Source organism: Bradyrhizobium sp. BRP23 (assembly GCF_020194135.1).
GTDB lineage: Bacteria > Pseudomonadota > Alphaproteobacteria > Rhizobiales > Xanthobacteraceae > Bradyrhizobium > Bradyrhizobium yuanmingense.
Window position 1 is genome coordinate 475,950 of record NZ_JADYVW010000005.1, and the last position, 14,399, is coordinate 490,348.

Annotated in this window: 12 protein-coding genes; 6 read left to right on the forward strand and 6 right to left on the reverse strand. The window is 66.8% G+C overall.

The window, feature by feature from the left end; translation table 11 throughout:
* Together I6F24_RS17225 and I6F24_RS17230 are read right to left on the reverse strand one after the other, a co-directional pair.
* Complete coding sequence (locus I6F24_RS17225) at positions 1 to 360, reverse strand: hypothetical protein (protein ID WP_036009657.1); 360 nt, start codon at positions 358 to 360, stop codon at positions 1 to 3.
* A gap of 68 nt (positions 361 to 428) precedes the next feature.
* A complete protein-coding gene (locus I6F24_RS17230) occupies positions 429 to 1,337 on the reverse strand; it encodes a PaaI family thioesterase (protein WP_225151102.1) in 909 nt (302 codons plus the stop codon).
* 136 nt (positions 1,338 to 1,473) lie between these two features.
* Between I6F24_RS17230 and I6F24_RS17235 the strand changes: the two genes are divergently transcribed.
* Entirely contained in the window at positions 1,474 to 1,794 is a 321-nt protein-coding gene (locus tag I6F24_RS17235; RefSeq protein WP_036009675.1) for a hypothetical protein, read from the forward strand.
* A gap of 236 nt (positions 1,795 to 2,030) precedes the next feature.
* On the opposite strand, the gene I6F24_RS17240 is transcribed toward I6F24_RS17235, so the two are convergent.
* Positions 2,031 to 3,500 carry an amidase gene (locus I6F24_RS17240; protein WP_225151104.1) on the reverse strand — a complete coding sequence of 490 codons (1,470 nt, stop codon included), beginning with the start codon at positions 3,498 to 3,500 and terminating at the stop codon, positions 2,031 to 2,033.
* A gap of 116 nt (positions 3,501 to 3,616) precedes the next feature.
* The gene (locus I6F24_RS17245) at positions 3,617 to 4,726 is read right to left on the reverse strand and encodes a ring-opening amidohydrolase (protein WP_225151106.1); all 1,110 of its coding nucleotides are present in this window, start codon (positions 4,724 to 4,726) and stop codon (positions 3,617 to 3,619) included.
* Between the two features lie 242 nt (positions 4,727 to 4,968).
* On the opposite strand from I6F24_RS17245, the gene I6F24_RS17250 reads away from it, so the two are divergent.
* A complete protein-coding gene (locus I6F24_RS17250) occupies positions 4,969 to 7,305 on the forward strand; it encodes a Tex family protein (protein WP_225151109.1) in 2,337 nt (778 codons plus the stop codon).
* A 25-nt stretch (positions 7,306 to 7,330) separates the two neighbouring features.
* Here I6F24_RS17250 and I6F24_RS17255 read toward each other — a convergent pair whose 3' ends face one another.
* Together I6F24_RS17255 and I6F24_RS17260 are read right to left on the reverse strand one after the other, a co-directional pair.
* Positions 7,331 to 7,702: a helix-turn-helix transcriptional regulator gene (locus I6F24_RS17255; RefSeq protein WP_036028685.1), complete on the reverse strand. Its 372-nt coding sequence runs from the start codon at positions 7,700 to 7,702 to the stop codon at positions 7,331 to 7,333.
* Positions 7,699 to 8,565 (reverse strand): S1C family serine protease, encoded by an 867-nt coding sequence (locus tag I6F24_RS17260; protein ID WP_036028682.1) that lies wholly within the window; start codon positions 8,563 to 8,565, stop codon positions 7,699 to 7,701. The genes I6F24_RS17255 and I6F24_RS17260 overlap by 4 nt, the downstream gene beginning before the upstream one ends.
* Positions 8,566 to 8,756: 191 nt before the next feature.
* Between I6F24_RS17260 and I6F24_RS17265 the strand changes: the two genes are divergently transcribed.
* The 4 genes from I6F24_RS17265 (at position 8,757) to I6F24_RS17280 (ending at position 14,386) form a co-directional block, all read left to right on the forward strand.
* Positions 8,757 to 9,722, forward strand: coding sequence for a VOC family protein (locus I6F24_RS17265; RefSeq protein ID WP_036009665.1), 966 nt, complete (start codon positions 8,757 to 8,759; stop codon positions 9,720 to 9,722).
* Positions 9,723 to 9,785: 63 nt separating this feature from the next.
* Positions 9,786 to 10,661, forward strand: coding sequence for a dihydrodipicolinate synthase family protein (locus I6F24_RS17270; RefSeq protein WP_036028680.1), 876 nt, complete (start codon positions 9,786 to 9,788; stop codon positions 10,659 to 10,661).
* A gap of 167 nt (positions 10,662 to 10,828) precedes the next feature.
* Positions 10,829 to 11,935 (forward strand): trypsin-like peptidase domain-containing protein, encoded by a 1,107-nt coding sequence (locus tag I6F24_RS17275; RefSeq protein ID WP_225148025.1) that lies wholly within the window; start codon positions 10,829 to 10,831, stop codon positions 11,933 to 11,935.
* 126 nt (positions 11,936 to 12,061) lie between these two features.
* Complete coding sequence (locus tag I6F24_RS17280; protein ID WP_225151111.1) at positions 12,062 to 14,386, forward strand: xanthine dehydrogenase family protein molybdopterin-binding subunit; 2,325 nt, start codon at positions 12,062 to 12,064, stop codon at positions 14,384 to 14,386.
* Positions 14,387 to 14,399: the final 13 nt, after the last annotated feature.

Sequence of the window (14,399 nt, forward strand, 5' to 3'; positions counted from 1 at the left end):
TCAGCCGGCGCGGTGGTTCACCTCTCCCCGCCGAGGAGAGGTGAACGTCTGCCAGTGCAGCACGATGCCGATCAGCATCGCCGGCAGAAAGCCGAGCGCGATCAGGAAATGCGGCAGCTGCTTCGGCGAGATGAGGGCGATGGCGATATCGGAGATCAGCCACAGCGCTGCGAACATCACCGCAAAATCCGTTCGCGGGCACCGCAGGTAATAGAACACGGCGGTGATGACGATGGCCGGGCCGATCGCGATGCCGATCATGATCGCGGTCAGCTCCTTCGGCGTCAGCGTGTCGAGCACCATCGATGCCAGCAGCCAGAGTGCGGCGAACATGGCAACGATGTCGAGCGGATGCCGCAATCCAATTCCTCTGGCGAAAGGCGCGCTATCGTTGGGGCCGGAGCTGCGGCCGTCAAGTCAAAATGGGCTTATTCCTCGTCACTTCCAGGCGTCGGGCGCAGCATGAAGTGACCGAAAGCGGTGGCGATCGGCCTCGTCGCATCGTCCTGCCAGGCCCGCGCCTCGAAGGCGACGATACGTCGGCCCTGCTTCACGATCGAGACGTCGGCAAACGTGTCGAGCGCGCGTCCGGAGCGCAAGTAGTTGACGGTGAGGCCGATCGGCTTGGGCGGTGCGCTAGCGCCGAGCTCCCGCGCCACGCCGATGATGGCGGTGGTCTCGAGGAAGGCGCCCGTCATGCCGCCATGGATCGCCGGCAGGATCGGATTGCCGATGATCTGCGGCGAGAACGGCATCGTCAGCGTGCCGTCATCGTTGACGCGGATGCCGAGCGCGCGCGCGAACGGGCTGCGCGCAAAGGGCCCGTCCGGATCCTCCGGCGCCTCCAGCGTCGGGATGCTGCGCGCATCCATCCGGTGGTCGGCGAGCATGTTGGTGCGGTTGGCGCCGATCATGAAGCAGGCGGTCGCGGTCGCGACCGGATCGTCCTCGGACTCCTGATAGGCGGTGGAGCGCACGAAGGCGATCGAGCGCGTGGTGCGGTAGCAGACCGAATGCGCTTTGATGTCGAGGCCGGGCGTTGCCGGCTTCTGGTAGTCGATGCGCAGATCCAGGGTCGCGATCGCGCGGGTGCCGTCGAGCGCAAGTTGCACCGCCATGCCGCAGCTCTCGTCCAGCATCGCGGTGACGACGCCGCCATGCAGCACTGCGGTCGCGGTGTCGCCGACGAAGACCGGTCGATAGGGCAGGCTGGACCAAGCCTCGCCAGGTGCGAACCGGTCGAGCTGGAGCCCGCTGATATGGCCGTAATCGGAGCGGCGGCCCTTGATGGCCTCGGCGAGTTCCTCGAAGGCAAGCGTGGTCGGCGTGGTGCTCATGGGGACCTTCTAGACCAGTGTCGGGCCTCGCGCAAAATCCCGAATGAGCCCCGCATGGGACGGTTTGGTCTCGACAGGGCGCGCCGAAGCGTCGATGGTGGGCGCTTCGTTCGTCGATGAACTGCAAGGAGCGCCCATGGCCGACCCCGAAACGCCCTCGACCGCCCAGGGGCCCGTCACCATTTCCACCTCCAGCGCCGAGCGGGCGCCGATCATCTATTTCGACGGCGCATCCTGCTTCGGTCACCACAACGGCGCGATCCAGATCGAGCTTGCCGCAAACCTGTTGATGCCGGTCGGCGCCGCCGTCAGGGTCGACGTGGTCCAGACCGCGCATCTGCGTTGCAGTGTCGCCGCAGCACTGGCACTGCGCGAAGCCCTCGAAAAGGCGCTCGCGATGTATCAGCAGGGTCAGAAGCAGCCGGTGGCGGAGGAGATACCGGCGGTGAAGAACTGAGGCTGTTGCGATCGCGTATCGATGCGATCGCACACTTGCTAAAGCGAGATCCATGCCACGGGCTCGCTGCAACCTCTCCCGCTTGCGGGAGAGGTTGCGCCGAAGGCGCGGGTGAGGGCTTTCTCCTCTAGGGGATTGTCCCATCGCGGAAACACCCTCTCCCCAGCCCTCTCCCGCAAGCGGGAGAGGGAGTGCACCTCCGCCGTAGCGATCGAACTGATCTCATCACGCTCTAGTTAGCCTACATGCACCTTCGGTTTCTTGCCGCCGTTCCACTTGCCGTCGAGCGCGCGCTCGATCTGGGCGGCGAGCTGCAGCAGGAGGCCGTCATTGGCCTGCTTGGCGATCGCCTGGATGCCGAGCGGCAGGCCGTGGTCTTGCGCCGCCATCGGCATCGAGATCGCCGGCATGCCGCAGAGATTGGCGAGCGGCGTGAAGGCGAAGAAGCGCCACAGATTGTCGAACCAGTCGCGCACATCAGGGTTGTCGGAGATGGTGAGATATTCCCTGGTGCCGACCTTCGGCGTCGGCAGCGCCGTGATCGGCGTCAGGATCACGTCCCATTGCTCGAAGAAGCTGCCGAAGCCGCGCGAGGTCGTGTTGAACACGGCCTGCATCTTCGCCCGCTCGGCAAAGCTGGTGTGGCGCCCGGCTTCCCAGATGCGGATGTTCATCGGCTCGATCAGATCCTCCGGCGGCTTTTCCAGTCCGCGCGCAGCGAGCATGTTGGAGATCACCACCGCGAAGTTCGAGATGTAGCAGGTGGTCTGCGCCTCGAAGGCGGCCGGGAGGTCGATCTCCGGCAGCGCATAGTCGACGTGATGGCCGAGGCCTTCGAGGAAGCGTCCGGCCTTCTCCAGCTCGGCAGCGAGCTCGGGCGTCGCGGTGTAATTGCCCCATGTGTGCGACAGCGCGATGCGAAGCTTGGCGGGATCGCGCTTGATCATCTCGCAATAAGGCTGCGCCGTGGTCCAGAACGGCATGAACTCGCCGGGCGCAGGCCCGCGCGCATGATCGACGAAGGCGGCAGTGTCGCGCACCGAGCGCGACTGGCAGCCCTGGATCGAGACGAGGCCGGTCAGGTCCGACATGTGCGGCGCGAGCGAGAACACGCCGCGCGAGACCTTCAGGCCGATATTGCCGTTGACGCCGGCGGGAATGCGGATCGAGCCGCCGCCGTCGGTCGCATGCGCGATCGGCACCACGCCCGCGGCCACCATCGCCGCGCTGCCTGCCGATGAGCCACAGGTGGTGTAGTCGGTATTCCAGGGATTGCGCGTGACGTAGACGGCAGGATTGTCGGCCGACGAGCACACGCCGAATTCTGGCGTCGTGGTGCGACCGATCAGGTTGAGCCCCGCCTGGCGGAATTTGCCGGTGAGGAACGTATCGGCGCTCGCGCGATTGCCGCGCATCAGCAGCGATCCCATCTCCTGCAGCCGGCCCTTCATGGTCGGTCCGAGGTCCTTCATCAGGAAGGGCAGGCCGGCGAACGGACCTGCGAGATTGGCGCCGTCCTTGGCGGGATCGGCGATCACGTCCTCGAACAGCTCGACCACGCCGGACAGCGCTGGATTGACCTTGGCAACGCCCGCGGCGGCCTGGCGCGCCAGCTCCTTCGCCGTCAGCTCGCCCTTGCGAACGCGCCCCGCCAGCGCGACGCCATCGTGCTGTGCCCATTCATTCCAGCTCATCGGCAAAGTCATGAAGTCAAATCCCCTTAAGGCCGCGGCGTCACCTTTTTCGCAACGGCCCGCGTGAATCAACCGAGGCGCCACGAGGGGCAGGGTTGCGCCCGGCGGAGAGGTCGGGCTGCCGGCTATCAATCCGACAGTCGTGCGATCGCTGCAACCGGGCCGCCGCCGGCCGGCCCCTGATGCTCGGCGCCGCCGGACACGTAGATTGCGCCGGTGCCGGCAAGGCCCGCGATCAGGCCGCCGACCGCTGCGCGGGCGTGGCGTGTCGCGCTGATGTCGGTGTCTTCAAGCATGGTGTGGCGGAAGCCGCGCACTGTGCCGTTAGGCGAGGCCTCCGCCTTGGCGAAGATGTTGATGAGCGCGCGGCCGGCGGTGGTTTGCGGCGCCGCGCCGAGCCCGACGCTGTTCAACGCCGATACCACCGCCGCGGCGTCGATGGCATCCTCCATCACGGCATGGCCGATCTCGAACTCACTCGCTGAAGATGCCGAGTTGCCGAGCACGATGACGACGTTATGCATCAGCTCGATCCCCGACGAGGTCGAGGCCACCTTGGAGAACAGATCATAGCGCCGCAGCACGTCCTCGTCGCCGACGTTGGAACTGATCTCGTCGAGCGCGACCGCAACGCCCAACGCGGACGCACCGCGCGAATAGGCCATCGAGCCGTAAGCGTTTGTCGTCGCCGTCTTGTTGCCTCGCGCGTTTGCCGCGGCAACGCGCTCGCTGGTCAGCAGCGGGCACTTGATCTGCACGAAATGGACGTCCGCGGGATCGTTGATGCCGGCATCCGCCATCGCGGTTTGCACGGCCTTGGCCGTCTCGGTGATCTGCGCGGAGCGGCCGAGCTCCTCGGGCAGCAAGTCCCGCGTGTGCGCCATGCCGATGCCGAGGCGTTTGCCGGAAAGGCCTGCCGGGCGCTCGGCCTCACTGCGCGTGAACACCGTGATGTGCGGGCTCAGCACGCCCTCGGTGCCGCCGGACATCACGAAGGCGATACGCTGCTCGACTGCCTCCGCCGACAGGCCAAGCTTGGGTGCCAGCGCCGTACATAGCGCGGCCACCGCGTATTCCCGGGTAAAATCGTTGACGCCGCCATTGCCCTGGGTCTTGCCGAGAACGGCAAGGATCGAGTTGGGATCGATCGCGCCTGAAACGATCAAGTCCATCAGGCCGGAGACGTCGCCGGGTCCCGTGGTGGCGATCCTGAAGACGCCGACCGATGTGGTACGCATGATTGGTCCTCGTGCGGAGAGTTCATTGGCCCGGCGGGAACAAGCAGGCGCGGAACGCGGGGCCGATGTCAAGTCGCCGCGCCCCCACGAATGTGGCGAGATCGCATCGGTCGGGCAAAAAATCCTCTGTCGACGGTTGCTTACCGCACCTTGATGAATCAACCTTGGTTGGTCCATAAGCGGCGTCCCGCGGCCGGTGGTTCGCCCCTGCGCCCGCGTGCTTGGATTAGAGGGAATCTCGCGTGGCCAACATCAACCAGAAAATTGCGCAGGAGCTTGGGGTTCGCGCCGAGCAGGTCGAGGCGGCGGTGACGCTGCTCGACGGCGGCGCCACGGTTCCCTTCATCGCCCGCTACCGCAAGGAAGCGACCGGTGCGCTCGACGACGCGCAATTGCGCACTCTGGAGGAGCGCCTGGTTTACCTGCGCGAGCTCGAGGATCGCCGCAAGGCCATTCTCGAATCGGTCCGCGAGCAGGGCAAGCTCGATGCGGCCCTCGAGGCCTCGATCATGGCCGCTGACAGCAAGGCTCGCCTCGAGGACATCTATCTGCCGTTCAAGCCGAAGCGCCGCACCAAGGCGGAGATAGCCAAGGAAGCCGGCCTCGAGCCGCTCGCCAACCAGCTTATGGCTGAGCCCGGCAATGATCCGAAGGTCGTGGCGGAAGGCTTCATCAACGCCGAGAAGGGCGTCGCTGACGCCGCTGCCGCGCTCGACGGCGCCCGCGCCATCCTGGTCGAGCGCTTCGACGAGGATGCCGATCTGATCGGCGCCTTGCGCGAAGAGATGTGGACCAATGCGCGCATGGCCTCCAAGGTGCGCGACGGCAAGAAGACCGAGGGCGAAAAATTCGCCGACTATTTCGATTTCTCCGAGCCGCTGACAAAACTGCCCTCGCACCGCATCCTCGCGATGTTCCGCGGCGAGAAAGAAGAAATTCTCGACCTGCAAATTCAGCCCGAGGCCGAGGCGCCGCCGCCGGGCGTGCCGAGCGCCTATGAATTGAAGATCATGAAGCGGTTCGGCATTGCCGATCTCAAGCGTCCCGGCGACCGCTGGCTGATCGATACCGTGCGCTGGGCCTGGCGCACCAAGATCCAGGTGCATCTCAATATCGATCTGCGCATGCGGCTGTGGAATTCGGCCGAGACCGAGGCCGTGCGCGTGTTCGCATCGAACCTGCGCGACCTCCTGCTGGCCGCGCCCGCGGGCACCCGCGTCACCATGGGGCTCGATCCCGGCTACCGCACCGGGGTGAAGGTTGCCGTGGTCGATGCCACCGGCAAGGTGGTCGACACCACCGCGATCTATCCGCATGAGCCGCAGCGGCAATGGAATGAATCGCTGGCGACCCTCGGCCGGCTCGCGATCAAGCACCGCGTCGAGCTGATCGCGATCGGCAACGGCACCGCCTCGCGCGAGACCGACAAGCTCGCGACCGAGCTGGTCAAGGGCCTGCCCGAGCTGAAGATGAACAAGATCGTGGTGTCGGAAGCCGGCGCGTCCGTCTATTCGGCCTCAGCCTTCGCCTCGGAGGAGCTGCCCGGCCTCGACGTCACCCTGCGCGGCGCGGTGTCGATCGCGCGGCGCCTGCAGGACCCGCTCGCCGAGCTGGTCAAGATCGAGCCGAAGGCGATCGGCGTCGGCCAGTATCAGCACGACCTCGGCCAGGCCAAGCTCGCCAAATCGCTCGACGCCGTGGTCGAGGATTGCGTGAACGCGGTCGGCGTCGACGTCAACACCGCCTCCGCGCCGCTGCTGGCGCGCGTCTCGGGCGTCGGCTCCGGCCTCGCCCAGAGCATCGTGGCGCATCGCGACGCCAATGGTCCGTTCAAGTCGCGCAAGGCGCTCAAGGACGTGCCGCGGCTCGGGCCGAAGGCGTTCGAGCAGTGCGCGGGCTTCTTGCGCATCCTCGGCGGCGAGGATCCGCTCGATGCCTCCGGCGTGCATCCCGAAGCCTATCCCGTGGTGCGCCGGATTCTCGAAGCGACCAGGAGCGACATCAAGGCGCTGATCGGCAACAGCGACGTCGTGCGCACGCTGAAGCCGAAGGATTTCGTCGACGAGACCTTCGGTCTGCCGACCGTCACCGACATCCTTCGCGAGTTGGAAAAGCCCGGTCGCGACCCGCGCCCTGCGTTCAAGGCGGCGGTGTTCAAGGAAGGCGTCGAGGAGATCAAGGATCTCAAGAAGGGCATGATCCTCGAGGGCACCGTGACAAACGTCGCCGCCTTCGGCGCCTTCGTCGACATCGGCGTGCACCAGGATGGCCTCGTGCACATCTCGGCGATGTCGAAGACCTACATCAAGGACCCGCGCGAGGTGGTGAAGCCCGGCGACATCGTCAAGGTGAAGGTGCTGGACTTCGAGGTGGCCCGCAAGCGCATCTCGCTGACGCTACGCCTCGACGACGAGGTCGGGCCTAGGAAGGACGCCCCCGGCATGCAGCGCGACAACAATCAGCGCAACGCAAGCCGCATGACGTCGTCTGCGCCGCGCAAGCAGGAATCTTCGGGCGGCGGCGCGCTCGCCGAAGCGCTGCGCCGCGCGGCGGAGAAGAACAACGGCAAGCGGGTGTAGCGGCTGAGCGGCGCCGTTAGGGCTGTCAAAGCTCGATCACGCCGCGGCGCGCCGCATGCGCCACCGCATCGGTGCGGCCGGTGGCGTCGAGCTTGTCGAGCAACGAGCCGACATGGAATTTCACGGTGTGCACGGAGATGCCGAGCTGCCGGGCGATCATCTTGTTGGAGGCGCCTTCGGCCATCAGCGCCAGCACGTCGAGCTCGCGCTGCGTCAGCGCGATGTCCGCAGGGCTGATGCGCGGATCGCGGGCTATGATTGTCGCGGCGGCCTGCTCGCCGGGCGCGGCGAGGCGAAGCCCGGCGACATTGCCGAGCAGGGCCGCGAGGCGATCGGCGAGTGTGGGGTCGTCGATCTCCAGCGACAATACGATCTCGGCCGTCTTGTCCTCGCTCACGCCTCCGGCCTTTCGCCGACCGTGACCTTGAAGCTGACCGGCTCGCCGCCACGGTGCACGGCGACGTCGACCACCGCGCCGACGCTCGCAGGTCCCAGCGTTCGCGACAGTGCGCGCACGCCCGAGAGCTTCTGGCCGTTGACCGCCACGATCACGTCGCCCTGGCGAATGCCGGCCGCGGCCGAAGGCCCAGCCTTGTCGACATTCATGACCATGGCGCCGATGCCGTCGTCGAGCTGCACCGGCTGCAGCCCGAGGCCGAGATAGCCACGCGCGATGCGGCCGCGCGCCTCGAGCTGGGGCGCGACACGCTCGATCGTCGCGGTCGGGATCACCAGCACGCGCCGCGGCCCGAGCACGGCCATGCCGAAGGCTTCGCCCGATGCATCGAGCGCGAGCCCGCCCTGCTGGCTGCCGCGTAGGCGGACGTCGAGCTCGATCCGCGCATCGATGTCGCCGCCGCGCAAGGAACGCCAGCTCTTTCCGGACGCCGACACCATCCCGAGCGCCGCGCTTGGTGTCTCCCGGTTGGTCGCGACCACGACCGACAATGCGCCCAGCGGCGGGACGGTTGCGGCGAGCTTGACCGGCGCGACCGCGGCCTCAGTGCGCAGCAGCGCGATGTCGGTGGTGTGGTCGCGGCCGGCGATCGTGGCAGCGACCCGACGACCGTCGGCGAGGCCGATCTCGACCCCGCCCTCGTCGGCCAGCGCCTCGTCGGCGGTGACGATCAGGCCGGGCTTCCAGGCAAAGCCGGTCGCGCGAGAGCGATGCGAATGCACGGAGACGACGGACGGCGCGGTGCGCGCCACAATGTCCGCGAGCGCGGAGGACAGTGAGGACAGGGGACTAAGATCAGTCATGGCGGGCTCCCGTAAGTTGTCCTCAATCTGGGATGCCGCGGGCGATTGCGAAACTGGCCGGGTGGCCAGGACAAGGACGGCCTCCGCAAGACCGCGACCGACGAACATGTGATTGGGAGCGCCTCACGGGAACGTGTAGCAATCCCAAAATTGGGCCATTTGGCCTCGAGGATTTCCAGCGAGCCCGACCGATGACCATCGACTTGACCCGCCGCACCCTGCTGCAGCTCGCCGGCGCCACCTCGCTCGCCATGGCCGCCGCAGCCGCGGCCCGTGCCGAGGGCACAGCGCAGGGCGGCGGCCCCACCTTTGCCAGCCGTACGCCGATGCGGGTCGGCATGGTGACGCTGCGGGTGAAGAGCCTCGACAAAGTCGCAGATTATTACCGCGATGTGATCGGGCTCACCGTGATGGAGCGCTCGGCGGCCACAGCCAAGCTCGGCACATCAGGCCTCACGCTGCTGGTGCTGGAGGCCCGTCCCGAAGCCGCGATTGAATCGCGCAGCGCCGCAGGCCTCTACCACACCGCCTTCCTGATGCCGACCCGCAAGGATCTGGCGCGCTGGCTGGTTCATGCCGCCTCGCACCGCGTGCCGTTGTCGGGCTTTGCCGATCATCTCGTCTCCGAATCCGTCTATCTCGACGACCCCGAAGGCAACGGCATCGAGGTCTATGCCGACCGCGACCCCTCGCAATGGCAATGGAGCGAGGGCAGCGTGAAGATGGCGACCGACGAGCTCAACATTCCCGACCTGTTGTCGCTCACCAATACGCGCGTTCCCGATTATGCCAAGGCGCCGGACGGAATGCGCATCGGCCATATGCATCTGCGCGTCGGCGATCTCGCCCAGGCCGAGAGCTTCTATCACGGCACGGTCGGCCTCGACCCGACTCGTCGCCGCAGCGGCGCCGCGTTCCTGGCGTCGGGCCGCTATCACCATCACCTCGGCATGAATGTCTGGCAGAGCCAGGGCGCCGGCCAGCGCGACGAGTCCACGACCGGTCTTGCCTGGTTCTCGCTGGTGATGGCGAAGCCGGAGCTGCTCGCCGCGCAGGAAGAACGGCTGCGCAAAGGCGGTGTGAAGGTCACGGCGCTTGCGGACGGGGTGGAGGCGATCGATCCCTGGGGCACGCGGGTGCGTCTGCTCAGGGTTTGATCGCCGGCGCCGGCATTGGTAATAGCCGTCAGCCGCAAACCAATCGACCGGGATCCGCGCCGCATGTCCGAATTCCACGGTGTCTTTCCGTATCTCGTCTCGCCCATCGATGCCGACGGCACGGTGCGAACCAACGTGCTGGCAAAACTCTGCGACGACCTGATCGGCGCCGGCGTGCACGGGCTGACGCCGTTGGGCTCGACCGGCGAATTCGCTTACCTAAACGCCGCGCAACGTACGGCGGTCGTGCAGATCGCGATTGAGGCCGCGCAGGGCCGCGTGCCTGTTATCGCCGGCGTCGCCTCGACCGCGACGGCGGATGCGGTGGCGCAGGCGAAAGCCTGCCAGAAGTGTGGGGCCGACGGCATCCTTGCGATTTTGGAGGCGTATTTCCCGCTGGCCGATGCGCAGGTCGAATCCTATTTCCGCGCCATTGCCGATGCCGTCGACATTCCCGTCGTCATCTACACCAATCCGCAATTCCAGCGCTCCGATCTCACGCTCGACGTAATCGCGCGCCTCGCCGAGCATCCGCGCATCGGCTACATCAAGGATGCCTCGACCAACACCGGTCGGCTGCTCTCGATCATGAACCGCTGCGGGGACTCCTTGCGCGTGTTCTCCGCCTCCGCCCACATTCCGGCGGCGGTGATGCTGATCGGCGGCCGCGGCTGGATGGCGGGACCTGCCTGCATCATCCCGCGCCAGAGCGTGATGCTCTACGATCTATGCACGGCCGGCCGCTGGGACGAGGCCATGGCGCTGCAGCGGCGGCTGTGGCGGATCAACGAAGCCTTCGCCCGTTTCAATCTCGCGGCGTGCATCAAGGCCGGCCTTGCGATCCAGGGCTATGACGTCGGCGGCCCCGTCCCGCCGCAGGCGCCACTGACGGCGGATGCGCGCAAAATCGTGGAAACGGCGCTGCGCGAGCTGGAATAGCTCGCCACGCGGCAATATGCCCCGGCATCCGTGCCGGGCGCAAAATGGTCCATACCTGACCGAGAAACTTCCGCGCGTTTGCGACGTTGCTGCGTAAGCGAGATCCTGCCACTTCATGCATGTGCATCTCACAGCCCGCATTCAGCACAAGACACGGTGATCACCCAATGAATCGTCGCTATGCGATTGCCGCGGCAGCCTTCGCCGCCCTGCTGGTCGCGGTCACGGCCGCGAAGATCCTGCATGTCCCCGTCTCGTATGTCCCATGGGCCGCGCCCTCCGCACGTGCCGTCGAGCAGCGCGGGCCGCTGTGGGACGGCGAGAAGGCAACCATCGACATCTTCGAGCGCGTATCGCCGTCGGTCGTTCAGGTTGCGGCCAAGTCGGCGGCAAGTCCCCTCATGGGCGAGGAGAGCCAGGCCGGCGGCGGTGCTTCCGGCACGGGATTTGTCTGGGATCGCGACGGCCACCTGGTAACGAACAATCATGTTGTCGCCAATGGCGGCGAGATCGCCGTGCGCTTTGCCTCGGGTGAGGTGGCCCAGGTCGACCTGGTCGGCACGGCGCCCAATTACGATCTCGCGGTGTTGCGCATCCGCAGCGTGCGCCAGCTTCCAGCTCCGATTGCGCTGGGCAGTTCGAATGACCTGAAAGTCGGACAATCCGCCTTCGCGATCGGCAATCCCTTCGGGCTGGATCAGTCGATGACCTCTGGCATCATCAGCGCGCTCAAGCGCCGGCTCCCGACCCATGGCGGCCGGGAGATCGCGAACGTCATCCAGACCGATGCCGCGATCAACCCCGGCAATTCGGGCGGGCCGCTGCTGGATTCCGCCGGCCGGCTGATCGGCGTCACCACAGCGATCATCTCGCCGTCCGGATCGAACGCCGGCATCGGCTTCGCGGTCCCGGTCGACGTCGTGAACCGGATCGTCCCTGAGCTGATCCGCAACGGCCGCGTGCCGACGCCGGGCATCGGCATCGTGGCCGCCGGCGAGGATGTGTCGACCCGGCTTGCTGTCGAAGGGGTGATCGTGGTGCGGACGGCCCCCGGCAGTCCTGCCGAGCGGGCGGGGATTCGCGGTGTCAACTTTTCCACGGGAGCGGTCGGAGACATCATCACCGCGGTGGAAGGCAAGCCGGTGCGGCGCCTTGCCGACCTGACCGATGCGCTCGAGCAGGCCGGGGCCGGAAAGACCGTTCGGCTCACGGTCAAGCGCGGCTCGGACACCCGTGACGTGAATGTGAGCATTGTCGATATCGACAGGTCCTAGCCGCCCAATCCGCGCCTGCAAGGGGCCCTGACGCGCATTGCAGATGCGCCGGGGCTCGGTTGTCTGGCGCGCAAAATCGGTTAAAACCGCCGCCGTCGTTTTTCCCGATCTCGAGGATACAGCGGAATGAACATTCTTCCTGGCAATTTGCGTTTCGGAGCGGGGCAGCCCGTCAAGCGTTTGGAAGACCAGAGGCTGCTCACCGGGAAGGGACAGTTCATCGACGACAAGCCGGAGGACGGCGCGCTGTGGTTGCACGTGCTGCGCTCGCCGCACGCCCACGCCAAGATCGTCTCGATCGACACCAGCGCCGCGGCTTCGATGCCGGGCGTTGCCGCGATCTACACCGGCGCGGACCTCGTCAAGGACGACATCGGTACGATCCCGACGCTCAACATCTTCAAGCGCCCGGACGGCAAGCCGATGACGGTGCCGCCGCGCCGGCTGCTCGCCCATGAGGTCGTCCGCTACGCCGGCGAAGCCGTAGCCGCAGTGGTGGCCTCCTCGCGCGTGGAGGCGCAGAGCGCGGCCGAGGCGATCGCGGTCGAATACGATGTGCAGCCCGCGGTGGTCGATCCCGTCGAGGCGGTGAAATCAGGCGCGCCCGTGGTGTGGCCGGAGGCGCCCGACAACATCGTCGGCGCCATGAGCTACGGCGATGCCGCCAAGGTCGACGAGGCCTTTGCCAAGGCGGCGCACACCGTCGAGCTCGATATCGTCAGCCAGCGTCTCGTTCCGTCCGCGATGGAGCCGCGCTCGACCATTGCCGAGATCGACGAGAAGTCCGGCCGTCTCCTGCTGCACGTGCAGTCGCAGACGCCGGCCTCGACCCGCGACGTGCTGGCGGAAGCCGTGCTGAAGCGTCCCAAGGAGAGTGTCCGCGTGCTGGTCGGCGACATCGGCGGCGGCTTCGGCCAGAAGACCAATCTCTATCCCGAGGACGGCATCGTCGCCTATGCCGCGACCAAGCTGAACAAGAAGATCCGCTGGCGCGGCGACCGCACCGACGAGTTCGTCGGCGGTACCCACGGCCGTGATCTCACGTCCACGGCGTCCTTCGCGCTGGATGACAAGGGCAAGGTGCTGGCCTATCGCGTCAAGTCGATCGGCTGCACCGGGGCCTATTCCTCGGGCGCGGCCAACATCATCCCGCTGGTGCTCGGGCCGTTCGTACAGACCGGTGTCTACCACCTGCCGCTGGTGCACTTCGAGGTGCAGTCGGTGATGACCCACACCGCGCCGGTCGGGGCCTATCGTGGCGCCGGCCGCCCTGAGGCGGTGTTCATCGTCGAGCGCCTGTTCGACGCCGCTGCGCGAAAAATCGGCATGGATCCGCGCGCGATCCGCAAGGCCAACTACATCAAGCCGGCGCAGCTGCCCTACACCAATGCGGCCGGCCAGGTCTACGATTCCGGCGCCTTCGCGCACATGCTCGACCGCGCCGTGAAGCTCGCTGACTGGGACGGCTTTGCCGCGCGCAAGAAGGCCGCGAAGAAGAAGGGTCTGCTCTACGGCCGCGGACTCACCTCCTACATCGAGTGGACCGGCGGCCGCGCCCACGCCGAGAAGGTCACGCTGCAAGCGACCTCGCAAGGCCGCGTTGTGCTGCATTCCGGCACCATGGCGATGGGGCAGGGGCTGCAGACCACCTACACCCAGATGATCTCCGACACGCTCGGCATTGCCATGGACAAGATCGACGTGGTGCAGGGCGACACCGATCTTGCCATGGGCTTCGGCAGCGTCGGCTCGCGGTCGCTGTTCGTCGGCGGCACCGCGGTTGCGGTCTCCTCGAATGACTTGATCCAGAAGGCGCGCGAGAAGGCCGCGAACGTGCTGGAGACTTCGGTCGAGGATATCGAATATCAGGGCGGCATGCTCACCGTGGTCGGCACCGACCGCCGCATCAGCCTGTTCGATCTCGCCGAGAAGGAGAGCGGCGCCAGGCTCAGCGTCGATTCCGAAGGCGAGGTCGACGGTCCCAGCTGGCCGAACGGCACGCATATCTGCGAGGTCGAGATCGACCCCGAGACCGGCGTCTCCAAGGTCGTGCGCTACACCACGGTCGACGACGTCGGCGTCGCCGTGAACCCGATGCTGGTCACCGGCCAGATCCATGGCGGCGTCGCGCAAGGCATCGGCCAGGCGCTGTATGAAGGCGTGTCGTATGATGCCGACGGCCAGCTGCTGACCGCGAGCTACCAGGATTACTGCATCCCGCGCGCCGATGACGTGCCGCCGATCGTGGTGACGCTGGATGATTCCGCGCCCTGCCGCACCAATCCGCTCGGCGCCAAGGGCTGCGGCGAATCCGGCGCCATCGGCGGCCCGCCCTGCGTCACCAACGGCGTGATGGACGCGCTCGCCGAGCTCGGCATCACCCAGCTGAACACGCCCCTGACGCCGCAGAAGATCTGGCAGGCGATCCGGGACGCGAAGGCGGCGGGGTAAGTGCGCTAGCTGT

What these genes read in the sequence shown, in the direction of transcription:
- I6F24_RS17230 (WP_225151102.1), bottom strand. Translation starts at nt 1,337, where the DNA reads ATGAGCACCACGCCGACCACGCTTGCCTTCGAGGAACTCGCCGAGGCC.
- I6F24_RS17235 (WP_036009675.1), top strand. Translation starts at nt 1,474, where the DNA reads ATGGCCGACCCCGAAACGCCCTCGACCGCCCAGGGGCCCGTCACCATT.
- I6F24_RS17240 (WP_225151104.1), bottom strand. Translation starts at nt 3,500, where the DNA reads ATGACTTTGCCGATGAGCTGGAATGAATGGGCACAGCACGATGGCGTC.
- I6F24_RS17245 (WP_225151106.1), bottom strand. Translation starts at nt 4,726, where the DNA reads ATGCGTACCACATCGGTCGGCGTCTTCAGGATCGCCACCACGGGACCC.
- I6F24_RS17260 (WP_036028682.1), bottom strand. Translation starts at nt 8,565, where the DNA reads ATGACTGATCTTAGTCCCCTGTCCTCACTGTCCTCCGCGCTCGCGGAC.
- I6F24_RS17265 (WP_036009665.1), top strand. Translation starts at nt 8,757, where the DNA reads ATGACCATCGACTTGACCCGCCGCACCCTGCTGCAGCTCGCCGGCGCC.
- I6F24_RS17270 (WP_036028680.1), top strand. Translation starts at nt 9,786, where the DNA reads ATGTCCGAATTCCACGGTGTCTTTCCGTATCTCGTCTCGCCCATCGAT.
- I6F24_RS17275 (WP_225148025.1), top strand. Translation starts at nt 10,829, where the DNA reads ATGAATCGTCGCTATGCGATTGCCGCGGCAGCCTTCGCCGCCCTGCTG.
- I6F24_RS17280 (WP_225151111.1), top strand. Translation starts at nt 12,062, where the DNA reads ATGAACATTCTTCCTGGCAATTTGCGTTTCGGAGCGGGGCAGCCCGTC.